The organism is Achromobacter sp. RTa, from assembly GCF_000757485.1.
Lineage (GTDB): Bacteria > Pseudomonadota > Gammaproteobacteria > Burkholderiales > Burkholderiaceae_B > Achromobacter.
Genome location: NZ_JPYO01000046.1, coordinates 50900 through 73548, shown reverse-complemented (window position 1 = coordinate 73548; position 22649 = coordinate 50900). Strand labels below are relative to the sequence as shown.

General features: G+C 66.9%; 20 protein-coding genes. 4 read left to right on the top strand and 16 right to left on the bottom strand.

The window, feature by feature from the left end; all coding sequences use genetic code 11:
• Positions 1-55 precede the first annotated feature (55 nt).
• From JL37_RS27465 to JL37_RS27395, 15 genes are all read right to left on the bottom strand, one after another.
• Positions 56-487, bottom strand: coding sequence for an SCP2 domain-containing protein (locus tag JL37_RS27465; RefSeq protein WP_043548361.1), 432 nt, complete (start codon positions 485-487; stop codon positions 56-58).
• Entirely contained in the window at positions 484-1383 is a 900-nt protein-coding gene (locus JL37_RS27460; RefSeq protein WP_369798636.1) for a U32 family peptidase, read from the bottom strand. Before JL37_RS27460 ends, JL37_RS27465 begins: the two co-directional genes overlap by 4 nt.
• Positions 1374-2390 carry a peptidase U32 family protein gene (locus JL37_RS27455; RefSeq protein WP_043548360.1) on the bottom strand — a complete coding sequence of 339 codons (1017 nt, stop codon included), beginning with the start codon at positions 2388-2390 and terminating at the stop codon, positions 1374-1376. Before JL37_RS27455 ends, JL37_RS27460 begins: the two co-directional genes overlap by 10 nt.
• Positions 2391-2724: 334 nt before the next feature.
• The gene (locus JL37_RS27450) at positions 2725-3396 is read right to left on the bottom strand and encodes a response regulator transcription factor (RefSeq protein ID WP_043548359.1); all 672 of its coding nucleotides are present in this window, start codon (positions 3394-3396) and stop codon (positions 2725-2727) included.
• 13 nt (positions 3397-3409) lie between these two features.
• Positions 3410-5347 (bottom strand): type IV pili methyl-accepting chemotaxis transducer N-terminal domain-containing protein, encoded by a 1938-nt coding sequence (locus JL37_RS27445; protein WP_043548358.1) that lies wholly within the window; start codon positions 5345-5347, stop codon positions 3410-3412.
• A gap of 86 nt (positions 5348-5433) precedes the next feature.
• Entirely contained in the window at positions 5434-5931 is a 498-nt protein-coding gene (gene mobB, locus JL37_RS27440) for a molybdopterin-guanine dinucleotide biosynthesis protein B (RefSeq protein WP_081955232.1), read from the bottom strand.
• The gene (locus JL37_RS27435) at positions 5928-6596 is read right to left on the bottom strand and encodes a carbonic anhydrase (RefSeq protein ID WP_043548355.1); all 669 of its coding nucleotides are present in this window, start codon (positions 6594-6596) and stop codon (positions 5928-5930) included. The genes mobB and JL37_RS27435 overlap by 4 nt, the downstream gene beginning before the upstream one ends.
• Position 6597: 1 nt before the next feature.
• Positions 6598-7596, bottom strand: coding sequence for a GTP 3',8-cyclase MoaA (moaA, locus tag JL37_RS27430; RefSeq protein ID WP_043548354.1), 999 nt, complete (start codon positions 7594-7596; stop codon positions 6598-6600).
• The gene (locus JL37_RS27425) at positions 7593-8354 is read right to left on the bottom strand and encodes a peptidylprolyl isomerase (protein WP_043548353.1); all 762 of its coding nucleotides are present in this window, start codon (positions 8352-8354) and stop codon (positions 7593-7595) included. Before JL37_RS27425 ends, moaA begins: the two co-directional genes overlap by 4 nt.
• 22 nt (positions 8355-8376) lie before the next feature.
• Entirely contained in the window at positions 8377-9060 is a 684-nt protein-coding gene (narI, locus tag JL37_RS27420) for a respiratory nitrate reductase subunit gamma (protein ID WP_043548352.1), read from the bottom strand.
• 18 nt (positions 9061-9078) lie between these two features.
• Positions 9079-9720, bottom strand: a complete 642-nt coding sequence (narJ, locus tag JL37_RS27415; RefSeq protein WP_043548351.1) for a nitrate reductase molybdenum cofactor assembly chaperone — start codon at positions 9718-9720, stop codon at positions 9079-9081.
• 14 nt (positions 9721-9734) lie between these two features.
• Positions 9735-11300 (bottom strand): nitrate reductase subunit beta, encoded by a 1566-nt coding sequence (gene narH / locus JL37_RS27410; protein WP_043548350.1) that lies wholly within the window; start codon positions 11298-11300, stop codon positions 9735-9737.
• Positions 11297-15040, bottom strand: coding sequence for a nitrate reductase subunit alpha (locus JL37_RS27405; RefSeq protein WP_043548348.1), 3744 nt, complete (start codon positions 15038-15040; stop codon positions 11297-11299). Before JL37_RS27405 ends, narH begins: the two co-directional genes overlap by 4 nt.
• A 234-nt stretch (positions 15041-15274) precedes the next feature.
• Entirely contained in the window at positions 15275-16660 is a 1386-nt protein-coding gene (locus JL37_RS27400) for a NarK family nitrate/nitrite MFS transporter (RefSeq protein ID WP_043548346.1), read from the bottom strand.
• Positions 16661-16687: 27 nt separating this feature from the next.
• Positions 16688-17947 (bottom strand): nitrate/nitrite transporter, encoded by a 1260-nt coding sequence (locus tag JL37_RS27395; protein WP_043548344.1) that lies wholly within the window; start codon positions 17945-17947, stop codon positions 16688-16690.
• Positions 17948-18179: 232 nt separating this feature from the next.
• Between JL37_RS27395 and JL37_RS27390 the strand changes: the two genes are divergently transcribed.
• Complete coding sequence (locus JL37_RS27390) at positions 18180-19430, top strand: NnrS family protein (protein ID WP_043548343.1); 1251 nt, start codon at positions 18180-18182, stop codon at positions 19428-19430.
• 19 nt (positions 19431-19449) lie between these two features.
• On the opposite strand, the gene JL37_RS27385 is transcribed toward JL37_RS27390, so the two are convergent.
• Complete coding sequence (locus JL37_RS27385; protein WP_052097635.1) at positions 19450-20178, bottom strand: hypothetical protein; 729 nt, start codon at positions 20176-20178, stop codon at positions 19450-19452.
• Between the two features lie 126 nt (positions 20179-20304).
• Between JL37_RS27385 and ykgO the strand changes: the two genes are divergently transcribed.
• Genes ykgO through JL37_RS27370 form a run of 3 tightly spaced genes read left to right on the top strand, consistent with a single transcriptional unit; the run spans position 20305 to position 22597 of the window.
• Positions 20305-20451, top strand: a complete 147-nt coding sequence (gene ykgO / locus JL37_RS27380; RefSeq protein ID WP_043548342.1) for a type B 50S ribosomal protein L36 — start codon at positions 20305-20307, stop codon at positions 20449-20451.
• On the top strand, positions 20451-21572 hold the full coding sequence (locus JL37_RS27375) for an NAD(P)/FAD-dependent oxidoreductase (RefSeq protein ID WP_043548340.1): 1122 nt from the start codon (positions 20451-20453) through the stop codon (positions 21570-21572). The genes ykgO and JL37_RS27375 overlap by 1 nt, the downstream gene beginning before the upstream one ends.
• Entirely contained in the window at positions 21566-22597 is a 1032-nt protein-coding gene (locus tag JL37_RS27370) for an arsenic resistance protein (protein ID WP_081955260.1), read from the top strand. Before JL37_RS27375 ends, JL37_RS27370 begins: the two co-directional genes overlap by 7 nt.
• Positions 22598-22649: the final 52 nt, after the last annotated feature.

Genomic DNA, 22649 nt, shown 5'->3' with positions numbered 1-22649 from the left:
TTCTTATCTGCGGAATTACTTTGACTAATGAGTGGAAACCCGTATCTCGGCGTATTCAAACGCTCGCGGCGCCGCTGCGCTGCAGCCACGCCGGCCGCGGCGCGGCATCCAGCCAATTCTTCACGATCAAGCCCAGCTCCGTGTCCCCCGAGATCCGCAGGCGGCGCTGGAAGAACAAGGTGTCCGCATCGGTCTCGGCGCGCATCAGGCTCAACAGGTCAGCCAGCTTTGCGCCCAGTTCCAGGTCTGACGGCGCGCCGTTCCACACGGGCCGGAAGGCGCCGTCACGCACGGCGAAGCAACTGCGCAGCCCTAGGTCTTCGACGGTGATGGCGAAACTGCGGCCGTCCAGCTCCTGCGGCGGCAACAGCCATTTGAAGCGGCGCGCCAGTTCCAGCGCGGCCACGCAGTGCATCGACACCAGCGGCGACGGAATGCGCCGGCCGACCTTGGCGAACAGCGCCGGCACCTGCAAGGCGCCGCTCATGCCATCACCTCCAGCATCTCGATGCCGGACTTGCCGTAGTAGTAGCCATTGCAGCGGCCGATGCCCGCGGGCGGCTCGACGGCCGCTGCCGGAAGGTTCCGTCGGACCGCATCCAGCGCGGCGACCGCCTCCAGCGTGCCCGACGATTGCGGGCTGACGCGCAGCACCTCCACGCCCAGCGACGCCAGTTCGGGCGCCCGGGACAGCAAGTCCAGACAGGCGGCCGACTGCACCTGGATGCCGTTGATCGCCAGGAAATCCCGCGATTCGCGAGTGCGCATGTCCAATCCGTCCGGATGTTCGATACAGCGGAATCCGCACTCGTCCTTCTTCAGGCGAAAGTGCCGCGCGGTGAAGCAGCGCGCGGAAAACGCCAGCGCCATGCGGCCCCACACCATGACCTCCGCCTCCAGGCCCGCCGGGCGTTCCTGCAGCAGGCGCGCCAGCGTCTTGCCGTCCATTTCCAGCGGAACCACGAAGCGGGCCGCGCCGCGCCGGGCCAGCCATTCCAGGGTGCCGCCGTGGTAGGCGTTCATGTGCGGGCCGGCTACGAAGGGACGCCCGGCCAGATGCCGCATGGCGCCCACTTCCCCGGCCTCGACCATGAAATCCTGCTGTTCGCACAGCTTCTTCAAGGCGCTGGCCTCGGCGCCGGTCTCGATCAGCGTGCGGCCGGACAACACCACCGTCTTGCCGGCGGCGCGCAGGTCGCGCGCAAGCGCCAGCCAATCCTCGGCGCGCAATTCGTGTCGGCGGCTGCAGACGGTCTCGCCCACGTACAGGATGTCGGCGGGGCTGTCGGCCAGCTCCGCATAGAAATCCAGGGTATCGCGGCGCGGCCAGTAGTACAGCAAAGGGCCGACAGAAATCCGGTATGCGTTGGGCTTCATTTCCATGGACGTTCGAATGCGCCTTGCGTGACTTGGGAACCCTCGGAGTGGCGCGCCAGCATGGCGTTCCATTCGGGGCGGGGAGAAAAGCGGGAGGCGTCCGCATGCGCGCTGTCCAAGGCCGCGCGCAGGGTCGACACCACCTGGGTGACATAGGCGGGGCTGCGCTGCCGTCCCTCGATCTTGATGGCGGACACGCCCATCTCCGCAAGGCGCGGCAACAGGCCGATCGCGTTCAGGCTGGTCGGTTCCTCCAGCGCGTGGTCGGCTTGCCCGTCCACGTCGAAGCGACCCTTGCACAAAGTGGGATAGGCGGCAGCTTCGCCCGGTTCGTAGCGGTCGATCAGGATGCCGTTCAGGCGCGCGTCCATGCGGCCGTTCTCTTCCGACCAGCGCACGGCGTGAGCGGGAGAACAGACACCCTTGTTGTTGGGCGAATCTCCGGTGGCGTAGGACGATAGCAGGCAGCGCCCCTCGGCCATGACGCACAGGCTGCCGAAGCCGAATACCTCGACTTCGACACTGACGTTGGCGCAGATGCGCGCGATCTCGGCCAGGGTCAGTACTCGCGGCAGCACCACCCGACGGATGCCGAACTGCTCCTTCATCAGCTCGATGGCGTCGGCGTGGGTGGCCGAGCCCTGCACCGACAGATGCAGGCGCAGGTCGGGATAGCGGTCGCTGGCGTAGGCCATCAGGCCAGGATCCGCCATGATGACCGCGTCGGCTCCCAGGCCCTGGGCGGCGTCCACCGCGGCGCGCCACTCCTGCGCCCTGCCCGCCTGCACGAAGGTGTTGATGGCGAACAGCACCTGGCGCTTGCGGCTGTGCGCCAGCTCCACGCCGGCGCGGATATCGGCTTCGGTGAAATTGAGCCCGGCGAAATTGCGGGCATTGGTGGCGTTCTTGAGGCCGAGGTAGACCGTGTCGGCGCCCGCCTCCACCGCCGCCTTCAGCGCAGCCAGGCTGCCGGCGGGAGCCACGAGTTCCATGGGAGAGGTTCGAGTTTGCATGACGGCCAGTCTAGGGGCCGGGGGATGCGATGGCCTTGTCGAAGATCAACATCGCCGCAGTGTCCGACACCCGCTGTGTCTGACACCCGTACGAGATGACCGGGGAGGGGCGGACCCGCAGTGTCTGACACCCGGGGAACGTCTGCTTCAGCACGGCAGGGCGTCTCGTACGGGTGTCAGACACAATCGAGGCCGTAGGCCTGCTTCAGCACGGCAGGGCGTCTCGTACGGGTGTCAGACACGATCGAGGCCGTAGGCCTGCTTCAGCACGGCGGAGCGTCTCGTACGGGTGTCAGACACCATCTAGGCCGGATGTGTCAGACACGCCCTCCCGTCACTCTTCCGTGTATATCCCGTGCTCCACCGCATACACCGCGACCTGCACGCGGCTGGTCAGGTTGAGCTTCTTCAGCACGTTCTGCACGTGGATCTTGACCGTGCTTTCGCTCACGTCGAGTTCGCGGGCGATGACCTTGTTGCTGGCGCCGCGCGCCAGCCATTGCACGATCTGCCTCTCGCGGGCGGTCAGGCGGTTGCGGTCGCCCGCCCCCTGCGCCTGCGCGGCCAGCCCGGACTGGCTGGCCTGGCCGCGGAACTGCTCCACAAGCTTGGCGGTCATGCTGTCCGCGATCACCGGCTCTCCGCCGGCCGCGCGGCGGATGGCGGCAGTGAGCGCCTCCGCGTCGATGTTCTTGACCAGATAGCCCCTCGCGCCGTCGCGCAGCGCCTGGCCGAGTTCGTCGGCCTCCTCGGATACCGTCAGGATGATGACGGCGCAGGAAGGCAGGTCCTGCGTCAGCAGCTGCAGCGTTTCAAGCCCGGACAGCCCGGGCAGGTTCAGATCCAGCAGGACCACGTCGGGCTTGAGCTCTTTCGCGCGTTTCAAGCCCTCGACGCCGTCTCCGGCTTCCGCAACGACCTCGAAATCGGGCTGGCGTTGCAGCAGGAGCCGCACGCCGGAGCGGAACAGGGTGTGGTCGTCGACGAGAAGAATACGGATGGGCATGATGTGGAAGTAGTCAGGCGGCCTGGCGTTCGCTGCCGGGCAGGGCCAGCGAGACGCGCGTGCCGGCGCCAGGCTGCGATTCGAGTTTTATCATGGCGCGCATGCGCGCGGCCCGCTCGCGCATGATGTGCAGCCCCACGTGGGATTCGCCGCGCTCGGCCACCTCCGCGGGGTCGTATCCCTGGCCGTTGTCGGCGATCGACAGGCTGAAGTCCCGGCCATTGTCGACCGTGACCTCGACCCGATCCGCCTCGGAGTGCTTGCGCACGTTGGACAGGGCCTCCTGCAGGATGAACAGCACTTGCAGCTGCTGCTCGGGAGGCAGCGGCGCCCCCTGCCCCGGGCCGAAACGCAGCTCGGTTTCGATGCCGGTCTGGCGGCGGAAACGGTCCACGGTGTCCTCGATGGCGGCCTGCAGATCTCCTTGCGACAGCTTGGTGCGGAAATTGGTCAGCAGCTCCCGGACATCCTGGTAGCTTTCATCGACGCCCGTGCGCAACAGGGGCAGGATTTCCTCGATTTCCTCGGTGTCGCCGCGCTTGACCGCGGCGTCCAGCATCTGCAATTGCAGGTTGAGGAAATTGAGGGCCTGGGCCAGGCTGTCGTGCAGCCCCTGGGCCACCAGCCCGCGCTCCTGCACCACGGCCAGCTGGCGCGCCTGGGCGCCCAGGCGCCGGTTGTCCAGCGCCACGCCCAGGTGCCGTCCCAGCGTTTCGAGCAGTTGGGACTCCGCCGGCGTCAGGCGCCGCTGGTGGCGGAAATGCAGCGAATACGAGCCCAGCACCTCGTCCCGCGTGACGATGCGGAACACCGCCACGCTGGCAAAGCCTTCGCGCTGGCAGTTCAGGTCCTTGGCGGGCGGCGACCGGCGGAAATCCTGGATGACGATGACGCTGTCCTGCCGCGTGGCGGCGCCGCAATAGCAATCCTCCACCTTCATGCAGTGCTCGGACTCCACCAGCTCGTCGGACAGGCCCACCGACACCATCAGGTTCAGTTTTTCGTTGTTCGGGTCCAGCGCCCGGATGCTGCCGCCCTCGGCGTCGAATTGCAGCATCACGCGCCGCAGGAAACCATCGCACAGGGCTTCGATTTCGTTGGGCAGGTTGAGAAAGGCCGCCATGTCGTAGAGCGCGCCGATATCGCGGTTCTGCGCGGCGAGCTGCGCGGTCTTTTCCTCCACCCGCTGCTCCAGGCTGGCGTACAGGTCCTGCAGCTCGTCCGCCATGCGGTTGTAGCCCCGCGCCAGCACGCCGAATTCGTCCTGGCTTTCCACCGGCAGGCGCGTGCTGAACTCGCGCGCCGCCATGCGCTGCAGGCCGTCGCGCAGGCGCAGCACCGGGGAAATGATCCATAGGTACAGCAGGTAGATCATCGCCAGCGTGCCCGCGCTGGCGATGGCCGCCAGCACGCCCTGGGACAGGCGCAGCGACGTGGTCTTGCCCGCGTTGTCCTGCTCGATCATGCGGACCAGCCTGTCGGCCCGGCTGACGAACTCCGGCAGCGTCTCCAGATAGGTTGCGGCGTCCGGTTGCGCAATGGCCTGGATGGCCGCCGGTTTCATCCGTTCGTTCCAGTATCCGGCGACGTCGCGCCACTGGACCTGTATGGCCTCATCATTGGGGATGAAGAGCGGCCGGGCGGGATTGCCGCGCGCCAGACGGGCGATCGTGTCGTCCATGACGTCGATCTGCTCGCGGGTGCGGAACTCGCGGCCGGCCTGCGGCCGCATGAGTTCCACCGCGACCCGGTTGGCGCGCATGCGCAGGCTGCCGGTGTCGTTGATGGCCGCGCCCGCGCCTTCCAGCTGCCAGGACAGCCACAAGGTCCAGCCGACCATGGCCAGCACCACCACCAGCGCGACCAGCGAGCTGGCGACGATGCGCGTGGACAGGCGGTGGCGCGGCGAAGGAAGGCCGTCGGGCTCGGCGGTGGGATCGGTGGACTTCATGGCGTTGGGGAATGGCGGCGCCCGCAGGGCGGATCGGGTACCAGTGTAGTCTTTCCCCTCACCCCTGCTCCGTCCCCCCGCGGCGTTCAGCCCAAGGCCAGGGTGCGGCAAATGAACTCCACGATCCTCGCTGGCTCGTTCAGGGGCAGGCAAGGCAGCCCGATATCGAGCGGCGCGTCGGTGGCCACCGCCAGCAGATTGCAGTCTTCCGCATGCAGGGGCGGCTTGCCCGCGGCGGGCCGGTATACCTCGATGCGCGGGATCGCCGCCTGCTTGAATCCTTCCACCAGCACCAGGTCGGCGGGCGACAGGCGGGCACGCTGCTCATCCAGCGAGGGCTCCGGCGCCTCCCGCAATTCGTGGACGATGGCGTAGCGGAACGGCGACGACACCATCACCTCCTGCGCGCCCGCCAGGCGGAAGCGCGCGCTGTCCTTGCCGGGCGGCTCCATCTGGAAATCGTGATGGCTGTGCTTGATGACGTTGACGCGCAGGCCGCGCTCGGCCAGCAGGGGCAGCATCGCCTCGATCAGGGTTGTCTTGCCGCTGCCGGAACGGCCGGCGATACCGAAGACTGGGGTCATGCAAGCTCCGTGAACAATGGGCATACGATGGGAAGGAACGCGTCCGCCCGCGCCGAGTATGCCAGCAAAGCGCCCGCGACCAGGTCGAAGTACCAGCCATGCAGGGTCAGGCGTCCCGTCCGGACCGCGCGCCTGACGAAAGGCAGGTCTTCCAGGTTGCGCAGCGAAATCAGGATGGACGCCTGCTCGCAGGCGCGGCGGCGCTCCGCCGTCGACGCGTCGGGCATCTGCTGCAGCACCCGCTGGCGGGCGGGCTCGGCGATATCCATCCAGCGCTCCAGGTAGTCGGTCTCGCCGCTGTTCGCGGAAAACCCCAGGCCGCGGTCCATCAGCTTGCGGATGCCGCCGCAATGCGCATGGCCCAGCACGATGATCCGGCTGACCTGCAATTGTTCCACCGCGAACTGTATCGCGGCCAGTACCCCCTGCAGGCCCCGGTCCGTGTTGGACGGCGGCACCAGGTTGGCCACATTGCGCACGGTGAAGATGTCGCCGGGGTCGCAGCCCAGCAGCATGGCCGGGTCCACGCGGGAATCGCAGCAACCGATCAACAGGGTGCTGGGGTGCTGGCCCTCGCGCAGGCTGCGGTAAAGGGACGGCGCATCCTCGTAGTATTGCTGCTGGAAGCGCTGGAAGCCGTCGACGAGGCGTTCGATGTCGCGCATGTCAGCCTCCCGTCTGCGCCATGAAGCGCACGATGCGTTCCGGGCGGGCGGCGAAGTCGTGGCGTTCCGGCTTGGCGGCGATGCCCGCCAGAATGGCGCGGGTCAGCACCGCATCGCTGGCGCCGCCGCGCAACAGCGCGCCCAGCGGCACCCGGTCTTCCTGCCCCAGGCACAGGTACAACGTGCCGTCCACGCCCAGCCTTACCCGGTTGCAGCTGGCGCAGAAATGACGGGACATGGGCGTGATCACGCCCAGCACCGGCGTTCCGCGGCCCGTCGTCCAGTAGCGGGCGGGCCCGGCGCCCGAACCCGCCACCGCGGGCACCAGGCCGGCCTGGGCCGCCAGGAGCGCGCCCACTTCGTTCAGATCGACATGGGAGAAATTCCTGCCGCAATCGCCCATCGGCATGGGCTCGATCAGGCGCAGCACGAAGCCCTGCGCCAGCGCGTAGTCCAGCAGCCTTCGCACCTCAGCCTGCGGCGTGGCCGCGTGGACGACGCTGTTGAGCTTGATGGGCGCGAAGCCCGCGCGCCTGGCCGCGGCCAGGCCGGCCAGCACCGATTCCAGACAATCGCGGCCGGTGATCTTGCCGAAGGCGGCCGCGTCGAGCGTATCCAGGCTGACGTTCAACCGGTCCACGCCCGCGGCGCGCAGGTCCTGCGCGTGGCGGGCCAGCTGCGTGCCGTTGGTGGAAACGGACAGATCTTTCAGCCCCGGCATGGCGGCGATGGCGCCCGCCAGCCCGGCGACGCCTCGGCGCAGCAGCGGCTCGCCTCCGGTAAGCCGGACCTTGCTGACGCCCAGCGCCACGAACAGGCCCACGAGCCGGGCCGTCTCCTCGTGGCTAAGCCAATTTGCGGGCGTCTCGAAGCCCCTGAAATCCTTGGGCAGGCAGTAGCTGCAACGCAGGTCGCAGCGGTCGGTGACGGAGACGCGCAGATAGTCGATGCGGCGCCCGTAGCCGTCTTTCAGTGGTCCAGCAGCCGGCGCTTCCATCATGCGGCGCTTCCGCTGAAGACGCGCTCGGGCTCGCCGTCCTCCAGGTCGATGCCCTGGATCCGCGCGCGGCCGACGAGCAGCTTGACGTATTGCCGCCAGGCGATATCGCGGCTCATGGCGGTCAGCGCGGAGGCGATCTGGCCGGCCACGTGCTCATAGGGCAGCAAGCGCCCTTCGATGCGGCGCGTCACCCGCACGATATGCAGGCCATGGCGGGTCTGCAGCAGTTGCGGCAGCAGCCCGCCGGCGGGCAGCGCGAACACGGCCTTTTCGAATTCCGGGACCGTGTCGCCCCGGCCCAGCTGGCCCAGGCTGCCGCCCACGGCGGCCGACGGGCAGTTGGACTGCTCGCGCGCCACCTCGACAAAGCGCGACGGGTCTTCCAGCAGCTCGGCCAGCACGACGTTGGCATGCGCCCGCAACATATCCAGGTTCACGCTGGGGGTGACCTGAAAGAGGATGTGGTCGGCCTCCACCAGCTCGCCCACCATGAAGCGCTCGGGGTGCATCTGGTAGAAACGGCGGCAGGCCGCCTCATCGGCTTCCGGGGCGGTCGCCTCGCGGGCCAGCAGGCCACCGATGGCGCCCTCCTCGTCCGTGGCGTCCATCCCCTGCCGGCTGGCTTCGTCCAGCAGCACGCGGCGCAGCACCAGGGCCGTGACTGCTGCGCGCATGGGATTGCCGGCCTGCTCATGCAGCGGCAGTTCGCGTTCCAGGTCCGCGTCGCTCAGTTCGACGCCATTGACGGTGACAGGCATGTTCGGCTCCTAGAGGCAGGGTTCAACGCGGACGGACCAATTGCCAGGCCCGGCCCAGGTAGCCGACCGAGGCGAATCCGCTCCAGACGTGGACCAGGCGGGTGAACGGGAAGATCACGAACAGCGTCAGGCCCATGAACAGGTGCGCCTTGAAGAGCGGCGGCACGTCTGCGACGTAGCTGGCGGCGTCGCCCTGGAACGTGACGATGTGCTGCGCCCAGGTCATCAGGCGCACCATCATTTCGCCATCCATGTGGCCGGCCGACAGCGCGATGGTGGACAGCCCCAGCAGCAGCGTCACCAGGATCCACAACAGCAGGAGCTTGTCGCCCGGCCGCGTGGTGGCGCGGATGCGCGGGTCGCTCAGGCGGCGGTGGATCAGGATCAGCAGGCCGATCAGGCACAGCCCGCCCATGACGCCGCCCGCCACCATGGCCACGGTCTGCTTCAGCGTATGCGACACGCCCAGCGTGTCCCAGACCACCACCGGCGTCAGCAGCCCGGCCAGGTGGCCGAAAAAGAGGCCCAGGATGCCCACGTGGAACAGGATGTTGCCCAGCCGCAGCTGGCCGCGGTGCAGCAGTTGCGAGCTGTCCGACTTCCAGGTGTATTGCTCGCGCTCGAAGCGCACCAGGCTGCCCAGCAGGAATATCGTCAGCGCGATATAGGGATAGATGCCGAAGAAGAACTGATTCAGGGAGTTCATGTTGCGTCGTCCTGAAGATTAATGGGCCGCGCGGGGATAAAAGCGCACGGTTTGCGCGCCGTCGCCCGCGAATGGCCGCAGCAGCGGTTCCACGCCGTCCGGACCGGCGCCGAACGTCTCCATCGCCTCGTCCATGTCGCGCACGGGCGCCTCGGTCTGTTCGCGCGGAACCACCCGGGACTGCGCGCGCAGCACCGCGAAAATGCAGGCATAGGGGCTATCGTTCCTGGCCAGGCGCGCGCCGATGGCCGCCAGCACGTGGATGGCGTCGTCCAGCAGCTCCTGGGCCTGGCCGGGTTCGATGACTCCCAGGAACTCCAGGAACAGCGGCACGTGGTCGGGCAGCTCCGACACGACCGGCTCGAAGCCGTGCTGGCGGTAGGTGTCCAGCAGATCCACCATGGCCTGGCCGCGGTCGCGGCTTTCGCCATGCACGTGCTCGAACAGGTGCAGCGAATGCGAGCGGTTGCGGTCGAACGTGGCCACGTAGTTTTCCTGCAGCGAGATCAGGTCGTGGGTGGCCAGGTATTCCATCATGGGCTGCAGGGCCTCCTCGGCATCCGGGTAGGCGCCCAGCGCGGTTTCCACCTCGCCCAGCGCGTCCAGGAGCTCGGCCTCGGGGTAGCACAGCAAGGCGGAAAGCAGGCGGTACGGATTCATGGTTTTCTCCTTTCCTAGACCGAAGCGGCCTTCTTGCGGGATTTCGGCATCTCGATGAAGATCTCGCTGCCCTTGGGCTTGCTTCCGAACAGGGTGCCTTCCGACACGCCGCCCGAGCAGCCGTTGCCGAAGGTGAAGCCGCAGCTGCCCTTCTCGTTGAAGCTGTCCTCGACCACTTCCTTGTGGCTGCTGGGAACCACGAAGCGGTCTTCGTAGTCGGCGATGGCCATGATCTTGTACATGTCCTGCACCGTGGCCTCCGACAGCCCGACCTGGTCCAGCAAGGCCGTGTCGCGCTCGCCGTGCACCGATTCCGAACGCTTGTAGGCGCGCATGGCCAGCATCCGCTCCAGCGCCTGCACCACCGGGGCCTCCTTGCCCGCCGTCAGCAGGTTTGCCAAGTAGCGCACGGGGATGCGCAGGCTGGAAACGTCCGGGATCATGGCGCTCTTGCCGACGGTGCGCTGCGGCATCTGGCCCGATTCGGCGGCCGACTGGATGGGCGACAGCGGAGGGATGTACCAGACCATCGGCAAGGTACGGTATTCGGGATGCAGCGGGAAGGCGACGCGCCATTGCACCGCCATCTTGTAGACGGGCGACTTGCGCGCGGCTTCGAGCCAGGATTCCGGGATGCCCTGCTCCCGGGCCGCCGCGATCACCTCGGGCGAATGCGGATCCAGGAAGAGGTCCAGCTGCGATTGGTACAGGTCCTGTTCATTGGCGGTGGACGCCGCGGCCTCGATCTGGTCGGCGTCATACAGCATCACCCCCAGATAGCGGATGCGGCCCACGCAGGTTTCCGAGCACACGGTCGGCTGGCCGGCCTCGATGCGCGGATAGCAGAAAGTGCACTTCTCGGCCTTGCCGCTGTTCCAGTTGTAATAGATCTTCTTGTACGGGCAGCCGGAGATGCACATGCGCCAGCCGCGGCACTTGTCCTGGTCGACCAGCACGATGCCGTCGTCCTCGCGCTTGTAGATGGAACCCGACGGGCAGCTGGCGACACAGGCCGGGTTCAGGCAGTGCTCGCACAGGCGCGGCAGGTACATCATGAAAGTGTTCTCGAAAGTCGAGTACATCTCCTTCTGCACGCCCTCGAACAGCGCGTCGCGGCTGCGCGCGCTGAATTCGCCGCCCAGGTCGTCTTCCCAGTTAGGGCCCCAGTGGATCTTGTCCATCTTCTTGCCCGTCAGCACGGACACGGGCCGCGCCGTCGGCGGGGTCTGCGACAGCGGCGCGTTCTTGAGGTGCTCGTAGTCGAAGGTGAACGGCTCGTAGTAGTCGTCGATCTGCGGCAGGTTCGGGTTGGCGAACAGGTTGGCCAGGATGCGCAGCTTGCCGCCCTGGCGCGGTTCCAGCTTGCCGGCGGCGGTGCGTTTCCAGCCGCCCTTCCACTTCTCCTGGTTTTCCCATTCCTTCGGATAGCCGATGCCGGGCTTGGTCTCGACGTTGTTGAACCAGGCGTACTCGACGCCGTCGCGGCTGGTCCAGACGTTCTTGCAGGTGACCGAGCAAGTGTGGCAGCCGATGCACTTGTCCAGGTTCAGCACCATGCCGATTTGGGCGCGTATCCTCATGATTGCTTCTCTTCTTGTTGCGTTGCTTCGACGAGCGGACCTTCGAGCCAGTCCACCTTCTTCATCTTGCGCAGCACCACGAACTCGTCGCGGTTGGCGCCCACCGTGCCGTAATAGTTGAAGCCGTAGGCCTGCTGGGCGTAGCCGCCGATCATGTGCGTGGGCTTGAGCACCGTGCGCGTGACCGAGTTATGGATACCGCCGCGCTTGCCGCTGGTTTCGGCGCCAGGCACGTTCACGATCTTTTCCTGCGCGTGGTACATCAGGCACATGCCCACCGGAACGCGCTGGCTGACCACCACGCGGGCGGTGAGCGTGCCGTTCACGTTGAACACCTCGACCCAGTCGTTGTCGACCAGCCCGGCCTGCTTGGCCTCGGCTTCAGAAATCCACACATGAGGACCGCCGCGGCTCAGTGTCAGCATGCGCAGGTTGTCCGAGTACGTGCTGTGGATGCCCCACTTCTGGTGCGGCGTCAGCCAGTTCAGGACCAGTTCCCTTTCGCCGTTCGGGTAGCGGCCCAGCATGGGCGCAACCGTCTTGGTGTCGATGGCCGGCTTGTACACGCAGAAGCCTTCGCCGAAGTCCAGCATCCAGCGGTGGTCCTGGTAGAACTGCTGGCGGCCGGTCAGCGTGCGCCATGGAATCAGCTCGTGCACGTTGGTGTAGCCGGCGTTGTAGCTGACCTCTTCGCTTTCCAGGCCTGACCAGGTCGGCGCGGAGATGATCTTGCGCGGCTGCGCCTGGATGTCGCGGAAGCGGATCTTGTCGTGCTCGCGGCCCACCGCCAGGTGGGTATGGTCCCGGCCCGTGATCTTGCCCAGCGCTTCCCAGGCTTTGACGGACACGTGGCCGTTGGTCTCCGGCGCGAAGGTCAGGATCATCTCGGCCGCGTCGATCGCGGTGTCCAGGCGCGGACGGCCCTGGCTCACGCCGGCGTCCGTCACGCTGTCGTTGATGCCGGCAAGTTCATGCACTTCATGCTCGGTGTTCCAGCTGATGCCCTTGCCGCCGTTGCCCAGCTTGTCCAGCAAGGGACCCACCGAGGTGAACTTGCGGTAGATATCGTTGTAGTCGCGCTCGACCACCGTCATGGATGGAGCGGTCTTGCCCGGAACCAGGTCGCATTCGCCCAGCTTCCAGTCGCGCGGCTCGAAGGCCTGCCCCAGTTCTCCCGGCGTGTCGTGCATCAGGGGAGTCAGCACCAGGTCGCGGCGCTTGCCCAGGTAGGGGCCGCCGATCTCGCTGAAGCGCTTGGCCAGCAGCTTGTAGATCTCCCAGTCGGTCTTGCTTTCCCACAGCGGCTGCACGGCCTCGCTCAGCGGGTGGATGAAGGGGTGCATGTCCGACGTGTTGAGGTCGTCCTTCTCGTACCAGGTCGCGGTGGGCAGCACGATGTCGCCGTAGAGGCAGGTCGTGCTCATGCGGAAGTCCAGCACCGTGAGCAGGTCCAGCTTGCCTTCGGCGGCGGCGTCCTCGTAAGTGACTTCCGCCGGCTTGATCGCGTGGGCCTCGTCGCCGAACACCGCGTTCTGCGTGCCCAGCAGGTACTTCAGGAAGTACTCGTGGCCCTTGCCGCTGGAACCCAGGATATTGGAGCGCCACACGAACATATTGCGCGGGAAGTTGGCCGGATCGTCCGGGTTCTCGCAAGCCATGCGCACCTCGCCCGACTTCAGCTTTTCGACGGCGTGCGCGATCGGGTCCTTGCCGGCGGCGTCCGCCTCGGCGACCAGGTCCAGCGGGTTGGCGCGCAATTGGGGCGCCGACGGCAGCCAGCCCATGCGCTCGGCGCGGGCGTTCAGGTCGATCATGCTGAGGTCGCCGTACTTGGCGCGGTCGGCGGTGGGGCCCAGCACTTCCTGCACATTCAGCTTTTCATGGCGCCACTGGCTGGTGTGCGCATAGAAGAAGGACGTGCCGTTCATCTGGCGCGGCGGGCGCACCCAGTCGGCCGCGAAGGCGAGCGGAGCCCAACCGAACTGCGGGCGCAGCTTTTCCTGGCCCACGTAGTGGGCCCAGCCGCCGCCGCTCTTGCCCACGCAGCCGCACATCATCAGCATGTTGATGATGCCGCGGTAGATCATGTCCATGTGGTACCAGTGGTTCAGGCCGGCGCCGACGATGACCATGGACTTGCCCTCGGTGTCGTGGGCGTTCTGCGCGAATTCGCGCGCCACCTGGATGACTTGCGCGCGCGGCACGCCAGTGTGCTTTTCCTGCCAGGCGGGCGTATAGGGAACGTCGTCGTCATAGGAACTGGCGACGTTGCCGCCGCCCAGGCCGCGGTCCAGGCCGTAGTTGGCCATCTGCAGGTCATACACCGTGGCTACCAGGGCCTCGGAGCCGTCGGCCAGGCGGATGCGGCGGGCCGGCACGTTGCGCACTTGCAGTTCGCCGTGCTCGCTGCCGAAGTACGGGAAGCCGACGCCCACCACGGAGTCGGATCTGCCCAGCAGGGTCAGCTCGGGCTCGATCTCGCGGCCACTGCCGCCGTCCTTCGATTCAAGATTCCAGCGGCCGACCTTTTCGCCGCCATTGACCGCCCCCTCGCCCCAGCGGAAGCCGATGCTGCCATTGGGCGCGACCAGGTCGCCGGTCTTGGCGTCCAGCACCAGCGTCTTCCAATCGGGATTGTTCTGCTCGCCCAGCGCGCCGTCCAGGTGCGATGCGCGCAGGAAATGATCGGGCGCGTAAAAGCCGTCGCGCTCTTTCAGCTGCACCAGCATCGGCATGTCGGTATAGCGGCGCACGTAGTCGCGGAAGTAGGCCGAAGCGCCCGACAGGTGGAATTCCTTCAGGATCACGTGGCCCATGGCCATCGCCAGCGCGGCATCGGTGCCCTGCTTGGGCGCCAGCCAGATGTCGCCGAACTTCACCATTTCGCCGAAGTCGCTGGACACGGCCACCGTCTTGGTGCCCTTGTAGCGGACTTCGGTATAGAAGTGCGCGTCCGGGGTGCGGGTCTGGGGCACGTTGGAGCCCCATACCATCAGGTACGTCGAGTTGTACCAGTCGGCCGATTCCGGCACGTCGGTCTGCTCGCCCCAGACTTGCGGGCTTGCGGGGGGCAAGTCGCAGTACCAGTCGTAGAAACTCAGGCAGGCGCCGCCCAGCAGGCTCAGGTAGCGCGCGCCGGCCGCATAGCTGACCATGGACATGGCCGGGATGGGCGAAAAGCCGATCAGGCGGTCCGGTCCGAATTTCTTGATCGTGAACGCATTGGCCGCGGCGATGATTTCGGTCGCCGTGTCCCAGTCGGCGCGCACGAAGCCGCCCAGGCCGCGCACCGATTTGTAGCGCTTGGCGCGCGCCGGATCCTGGCTGATCCATTCCCAGGCGGCGATCGGGTCCATCGTCTTGCGGGCCTCGCGCCACATCTCGATCAGGCGCCCGCGGATCATCGGGTACTTCACGCGCTGCGCCGAATATACATACCAGCTGTAAGAGGCGCCGCGCGGACAGCCGCGGGGCTCGTGGTTGGGCAGGTCCGGCCGCGTGCGCGGATAGTCGGTCTGCTGGGTTTCCCAGGTGATCAGGCCGTTCTTGACATACACCTTCCAGGAGCAGGAGCCCGTGCAGTTCACGCCGTGGGTCGAGCGCACCACCTTGTCGTGCTGCCAGCGCGCCCGGTAGGCGTTTTCCCACTTGCGGTCTTCGTTGACCGTCTCGCCGTGACCGTCCGCGAAGGTGGACTTCACCCGCGACATGAACTTCAAGCGGTCCAGAAAATGACTCATTCTCTATTCTCCAAGAGCGCCGGCCCCGCCGGCGCGTACTGCGATCGATGCTGTTGAAACCACTTTAGGCGCGGCCCACTTCTAGGACCATTCCCCGGTGGCATAGGCCGGGCGCGGCAGAATGACTAGTCACCCACGACATCCCGGTATTCCCCGTGTCTGACACCCGTGGGAGACCGTCTTCAGCCTGAGCGGGCGTTTCAGGGGTGTCAGACACCTAGCCCGTACCTGGTCTCAGCACGGCACCGGCGCGTTGCGGCGCCCGTAGTACCACCAGGTAATCACGAGGCAGGTGGCGTAGAAGCCGATGAAGCAGTACAGCGCGGCCTGCACGCTGCCCGTCATCTCCAACGAGGTGCCGAAGCTGCGCGGGATGAAGAAGCCGCCATACGCGCCGATCGCGCCCGAAAAACCCAGCACTGCCGCCGATTCCTTGGCGGCGTCAGCCAGCGCCTGCTTCTGCGCGGCCGCGTCCTTGCCCTTGGCCGCCTGCGTGCGTTCGCGCAGGAAGATCACGGGGATCATGCGGAACGTGGAGCCATTGCCCAGGCCGGTCAGCGCGAACAGCACGATGAACATGGCCAGGAATCCGTTGAAATCGCCCGCCCGTCCGGCGACGGGCAGGAAGGCCATCACGCCCAGCACGGCGGCGATCATGCCGGCGAAGGTGAACAGGGTGACCCGCGCGCCGCCCAGCTTGTCCGACACCCAGCCGCCCACGGGACGCGTCAGCGAGCCGACCAGCGGCCCCAGGAACGCATAGGTCATGGGATCGACCTGCGGGAACAGCGTCTTGGTCAGCATGGCGAAGCCCGCCGAGAAGCCGATGAAGGAGCCGAACGTCCCCACGTACAGCCAGCACATCAGCCAGTTGTGCTTGCGCTTGAAGATGACGGCCTGGTCCGCGAAGGACGCGCGCGCGTCGGCGATGTCGTTCATGCCGAACCAGGCGGCGATGGAGGCCACCGCGATCGGTATCACCCAGATGAAGCCGGCGTTCTGCAGCCACAGGTTCTGCTGCGCATCGTTCACGGTCGCGACCTGCGGCGCGCCGCCCGCCACGCCGAAGATGCCGACGGAAATCACGACGGGCACCACGAACTGGACCAGCGACACCCCCAGGTTGCCGATGCCGGCGTTCAGGCCCGTAGCCAGGCCCTTCTTCTCCTTCGGGAAGAAGAAGCTGATGTTGGCCATGCTGGAGCTGAAATTGCCGCCGCCCAGGCCGCAGAGCAGCGCCAGGATCAGCAGCGTCGGGAACGTCGTGGTGGGATCGCGCAGCGCGAAGCCCATGCCCAGCGCCGGGATCAACAGCGACGCCGTGGAGATGGCCGTCCACTTGCGCCCGCCGAAGACGGGCACCAGGAAGGAATAGAAGATGCGCAGCGTGGCGCCCGACAGCGCGGGCAGCGCCGTCAGCCAGAACATCTGGTTCTTGGACAGCATGAAGCCGGCGCGGTCCAGGTTGACCACCACGACGCTCCACAGCATCCAGATGCTGAACGCCAGCATCAGCGCCGGAATGGAGATCCAGAGATTGCGGTTGGCGACGCGCGCGCCGGTCTGCTTCCAGAAGCCGGGATTATCCGGTTCCCAGCGCGCAAGGACTTGAGTGGACATAGGATTCTCTCAGGATATAAGGGGAGATCAGGCGGCGTGCTGCCGGGCGAGGGCCGCGCTTTCCGGCCGGAAACTGAAGTGCATGAAAATCAGGGAGACGCAGACGGTGCCGTACAGCAGCATGAACGCGCTGGAGCGGATGCCCGTGATGTCCAGCAGCAGCCCGAACATGATCGGCAGCACGAATCCGCCCAGGCCGCCGGCCAGGCCGACGATGCCGGACACGGCTCCGATGTTTTCGCCGAACTCGTCCGAGATGAACTTGAAGACGGACGCCTTACCGATGGCCATCGCGATGCCCACGATGAACAGCAGGATGGTGAAGCTGACCGGCCCCAGGGCGATGTCGAAGCTGCGCGGGCCGCCGGCCGTCAACACGGTGAAATGCGTTTGCGGATAGCTGAGGATGAAGAACGCCACCCAGCACACCCACATGACCCACCAGGTCGTCTTGTAGGCGCCGTAGCGGTCCGAGATCCAACCGCCCAGAGCGCGCAGCACCCCGCCGGGCAGCGAGAAGCACGCCGCCAGCAGCGCGGCCAGCTTCATGTCGAAGCCGTATTCGCCGATGTAGTACTTGGTCATCCACAGCGCCAGCGCCACATAGCCGCCGAACACCACCGAGTAGTACTGGCAATAGCGCCAGACGCGCGGGTCCTTGAGCATGGCCAGCTGCGCCGACAGGCTGGCGCCGCTCTTCACGCGGTGCGAGGGATCCGACGCCGAGAACAGCCAGAACAGGATCGCCGTGACCAGCAGCGCGACGGCATAGACCTGCGGCACGATGACCCAGGCGCCGCCCGCGGCCGCGATCAGCGCCGGAGCGACGAACTTGGTGATGGCCGAGCCCGAATTGCCGGCGCCGAACACGCCCATGGCCAGACCCTGCTTATTGCGCGGGAACCAGCGCGCCACGTAGGGCGTGCCGACCGAGAAGGAGCCGCCCGTCAGCCCCACGAACAGCGCCAGCACCAGGAATTGCCAGTACTGCGTCGCATACGACATCAGCCAGATGGGCACGACGGCGAGCAGCATCAGGACGAAGAACACCGGACGGCCGCCGTAGCGGTCCGTCCAGATGCCCAGCGGCACCCGCACCAGTGAGCCGGTCAGCACCGGCATGGCGGCCAACAGGCCGAATTCGGTTTCGGACAGGCCCAGCTGCGTCTTGATGGGTATGCCCAGCACGGCGAATATCATCCACACCGCGAAGCAGATGGTGAAGGCGAAAGTGCTGGATATCAGGACCCGCATCGGCGCGCCGGCCGAGGAATGACTTGCTGCCATGGTTATTCTCGCTTTGCTCACGAAGACATCTCACATGGCGTTAGCCTAGGGACAGGGCGCCCCGGCGAACATTCGCCGGCCGACCAGAACCCCCATGCCGATGTGACTAGTCACCCCGGTCTTTGGCTCTGGCTTGCGCTGGATCAATCGCCGGCGCCCTCCGCCGCTGGCGACAAGCTGCTGGGCGTATTAATATGTATTTGAAATACACCTTTTAAACTCGCAGGCCCCCATGAGCACGCTGCTGACCATCGAAGAACCTGACGCGGCCGCGCGCCGCGCCCGCCCCCAATGGCGCGCCTTCACCGAAATGGGCTTCCGCCCGCTATACCTGGCCGGCTGCTTCTGGGCGCTGGCGTCCGTGCTGCTGTGGGTCCATGCTCCGTCCCTGCTGACGGGCGTGCTGGGCGGCATGCCCTGGCATGCGCACGAAATGCTGTGGGGCTTCGTGGCCACCATCGCGGTGGGGTTCCTGCTGACGGCCGGCGCCAACTGGACGGGCAGGAATCCGCTGCGCGGCAACGCCCTGGCCGCCCTGTGCGTGGTGTGGATCGTGGCGCGCGCGGGGTATCTCGTGCCCGGACGGCCGGCATTCCTGGCGGCCGCCGCGGCCGACCTGCTGTTCTTCCTGTGGGCCGCCGCCGCGCTGGGCCGCGCCGTCGCGGTCACGCGCAACCGGCGCAACTATGGCGTTCCGCTGCTGCTGCTGGCCCTGGGCCTCACCAACGCGCTCTATCTCTGGGCCACGGTCCAGGGCGACTATTTCGCGCTGATGCGCTACTTCAACGCGGGCCTGCTGAGCATGGCCGTGCTGACCCTGCTGATCGCCCGCCGCATCATCCCCTTCTTCGCGAAGCGCGCCGTGGCGGGCCTGGACATCCCGCCGCATACCCGCAGCGGCCACTGGCAATTGGGCACGGGCGTCGTCGCCATCGCCTGCCTGCTGGCCGGCCGGCCGCAAGTGGCCGCGGCGGCGCTGGCTGCGACCGGCGCGATCGCGCTGGCGCAATGGATTTCCTGGAAGCCCTGGGCCGTGCGCCGCGTGCCGCTGCTGTGGATCCTGTACGCGGGCTACGGCGGCCTGGGTATCGGCCTGCTCGTCGGGGCCGCGCAATTGAGCGGCTACGTGCTGCGGACCGCCTGGCCTGCGCACGTGATCGGCGTGGCCGGTTTCTCGGTGCTCATTATCGGCATGGTGACGCGCACGGCGCTGGGCCACCTGGGCCGGCCGCTGCAGACCGACCGCAGCATGGTCGCCAGCTACGTGCTGGTGATCGTGGCGGCGCTGCTGCGCCTGGCAGCCCTGCTGCCCACCACGGCCATGCTTGGATTGCTGCATGCGTCGGCCAGCGCCTGGGCGCTGGCGTTCGCCTTGTACCTGTGGCGCTTCTTCCCGTTGATGATCCGTCCGCGGGCGGACGCGGGCAAGGCGGCGGCGCCTGCGATGCGCGTGGTGCCGGCGGTCCGGCGTCCCGCTGCCTGAACCCTGGCCCCCGCCGCGCTCAGCCGCGCGCTTCGCGCCGGCGGGTCGCGGCCAGTTGCTGTTTCATGGCCTGGAGCCAGGCCTTGACCTGCTGCATGTCCACGAACTGCGACAGTTCGAACTCCAGTTCGCCGATGTAGTCGCGCACGTCGGCGATTTCGCCTTCCAGATCCTCCATCAAGTCGGAAGGATCGATGGATTGCTCCGGGTCGAACTGATAGCGCGACTTGAAGCCGCGTTCGGCGGCGGCGATTTCCCCTGCCACGCCTGCCAAGCGCGCCTCCAGCGCCCGGTTGTATTCCGCATAGCGGTCTTCGCCCAGCGCGCCCCGGCGCTCCGGCTCCGCGCCCGCCAGCGCGCGGGCTTCGGCCAGCAAAGCCTGCGCGGCGCCGTCCGCATTCTCTTGCGGGACCGGAAGCGCTTGCGCCGGCGCCTCGCGCTCTTCGGCAAAGTCCGCGTCGAAATCGCTGCCGGCATGCTTGCGGTAAAGGGCCTTGAGGCGATCGATGTCGCATTCGCCCGGCGTGCCGTCCAGCTCCAGGCCGCACAGGGTCTCTTCCACCAACTGCGCCGCGATCTCGGAAGCGAGCTGCCGTTCCTTCTTGCTCAATTCCTTTTGTTTGCAGGCATGGTCGAAGCAGAAGACCAGCTTGGCCTTGAGCTCGATCGCCACGGTCTCCAAGGGAGCCAGCTCGTCCTCCTTGTGAAGGGCGCGGCAAGCCCGCGCCAGGAATGAGGAAAGCCGCATTTTACGCGGCTCCCGCAGGCGCTTGAGTTCGCTATTGATACGTTATAACATCACGTTTTTACAAGCCAGGATCCGCACGCCATGCACCTCTCCTGTCGATTCTCCCCTTAGCCCGAAAGGAGCCCCATGAAAGTCCTCTCCTCGCTCAAAGACGCCAAGACGCGCCACCGCGATTGCCAGGTCGTGCGCCGCCGCGGCCGCATCTACGTCATCTGCAAGTCGAATCCGCGCTTCAAGGCCCGCCAGGGCGGCGCCAAGAACAGGAATGCGTAATGCATCGCCTGGATGTCGCCGTGGTCGGCGCGGGGGCAGCCGGCATCGGCGCGGCCCTGGCGCTGCAGAAGGTGCCGGGGCTGAAGTTCGGGGTGCTCGAGGCCGGGCGCGTGGGCGAATCTTTCCTGCGCTGGCCGGCGCAGGCGCGCTTCATCACGCCGTCCTTCCATAGCAACCCCTTCGGCCTGGCCGACCTGAACGCCGTGAACGAATTGAGTTCGCCGGCCATCCACACCGGCGCCGAGCACCCCAGCGGCCCGCAGTACGCCGAGTACCTGGGCTACATCGCCCAGGGGCATGGACTCCCCATCACCACCGGTTGCAAGGTCCTGGCGGTCGGGGCGCTGCCCGGAGGCGGCTTCATCCTCGATACGTCCAAGGGCAAGCTGCAGGCCGGGTTCCTGGTCTGGGCCACGGGTGAATTCCAGTTCCCCGACCTTGCGCCCTTTCCCGGCGCGCAATGGTGCCCGCACTACGCCCAGGTGGACGACTGGGCGCGCTTCCAGGCCGGCCGCTACACCGTGATCGGCGGCTACGAGAGCGGCGTCGACGCGGCCGTCAACCTGGTCAGGCTCGGGCGCACGACGCGGCTGCTCGCCCGCAAGTCGACATGGGATCCCCAGGCTCCGCACGACCCCAGCCTGTCGCTCTCGCCCTACACCCGCCAGCGGCTGTACGCAGCCGTCGACACCGGCCGGCTGGAGATCGCGTTCGGCGTGGACGTCGTCGGCCTGACGCGGCACGAGGGAGGCGGATTCCGCATCCACGCGGGCGACGGCCGGTACTGGGACGAAAAGCAGGCCCCGATACTCGGAACCGGATTCCTCAAGGGCGGCGGCGCGCGGCAGATCGCCGAACTCTGGGAATGGGACGACGATGGCCGGGTCCTGCTGACCGAGTCCGATGAATCCACGGCCGCGCCGGGGCTGTTCATGGCTGGCCCGCAAGTGCGCCAGGACAAGCGCATCTACTGCTTCATTTACAAGTTCCGCCAGCGCTACGCCCTGATCGCCCGCAGCATCGGGCTGCGCCTGGACCGCGACACCAGCGCCCTGGAAACAGGCCCGGGCGCCTGGGGACCATTCGGCAACAGCGATTGCTGCGAGGGCTGCGAGTGCTGAACGTCCTGGGAAACGCCGTCCGCAAGGCCGGAATTTCCTTGCTGCTGACCGCCAGCATCGTTGCGGGCGCGGCCATCGGCCACCACTGGCCCGCGACGGGCGAACTGCTGGGCGGGCACGTCAACGCCACCCTCCTCATCCTGGTCACGCTGCTTTTTTTCGGCGTGCGCTTCGACGCCGTGGTGCGCGCCTGGGGCAACCTGCGCTTCCTGGCGCTGGCGGCGCTGGCGACCTACGTATTCGTTCCAGCCGCAGGCTACGCCATCGCCAGCGCCGTGCTGGCAGCCCATCCCTCGCTGCTGGTCGGGCTGGCGATCTACTTCATGGCGCCCTGCACGGACTGGTTCCTTGGCTTCACCCGTCTGGCGCGCGGCAATGTCGCCCTGGGCACGGCCCTCATCCCGATCAACATGATCGGACAGCTCCTGCTGTATCCGGCCTATCTGCGCCTTTTCGCGCAGGGATCCGTACAGGTCGAGGCCGGGGTCATCGGCGATACGCTGCTGCACTGGTTCCTGGTTCCCCTTGCCGTGGCCGTGCCGACGCACTACGGCCTGCGCCGGCTGCTGGGCGGCAAGCGGTTCAGCCGTCTGCTGCAGCGCATGGACCGCGCCGTCCCCTGGGTGATCGCGCTGCTGGCGATGGAGATCTTCGCCGCGAACGTCACCGTCATCCTCGAACACCGCAACGCCTTCGCCTGGGTTCTATTGGCGGTGTTCGTTTTCTTCGCATGCACCTACCTGCTGGGCGAAGCCATCAGCCGGCTGGGCCGACTCGCCTATCCGGAACACGCCCTGCTCACGATGAGCATCGCCGCCCGCAACGCGCCCTTGATGCTGGCACTGACCATGGCCGCGATGCCGGACGAACCGCTGATCCACGCAGCCCTGGTCATCGGCATGCTGGTGGAATTTCCCCATCTGACCGTGCTGCGGCGGGTGCTGCTCGGGCAGCGGCAGCGCGCGTATCGGCTGACGCCGCGGCATCGCGGAATGCGCGCGGGAAATGACCTGACAATTTACTGACCAAGAAACGGTAATCATTATTATTCATATAGAATCCGAGCTGTCCCCAATC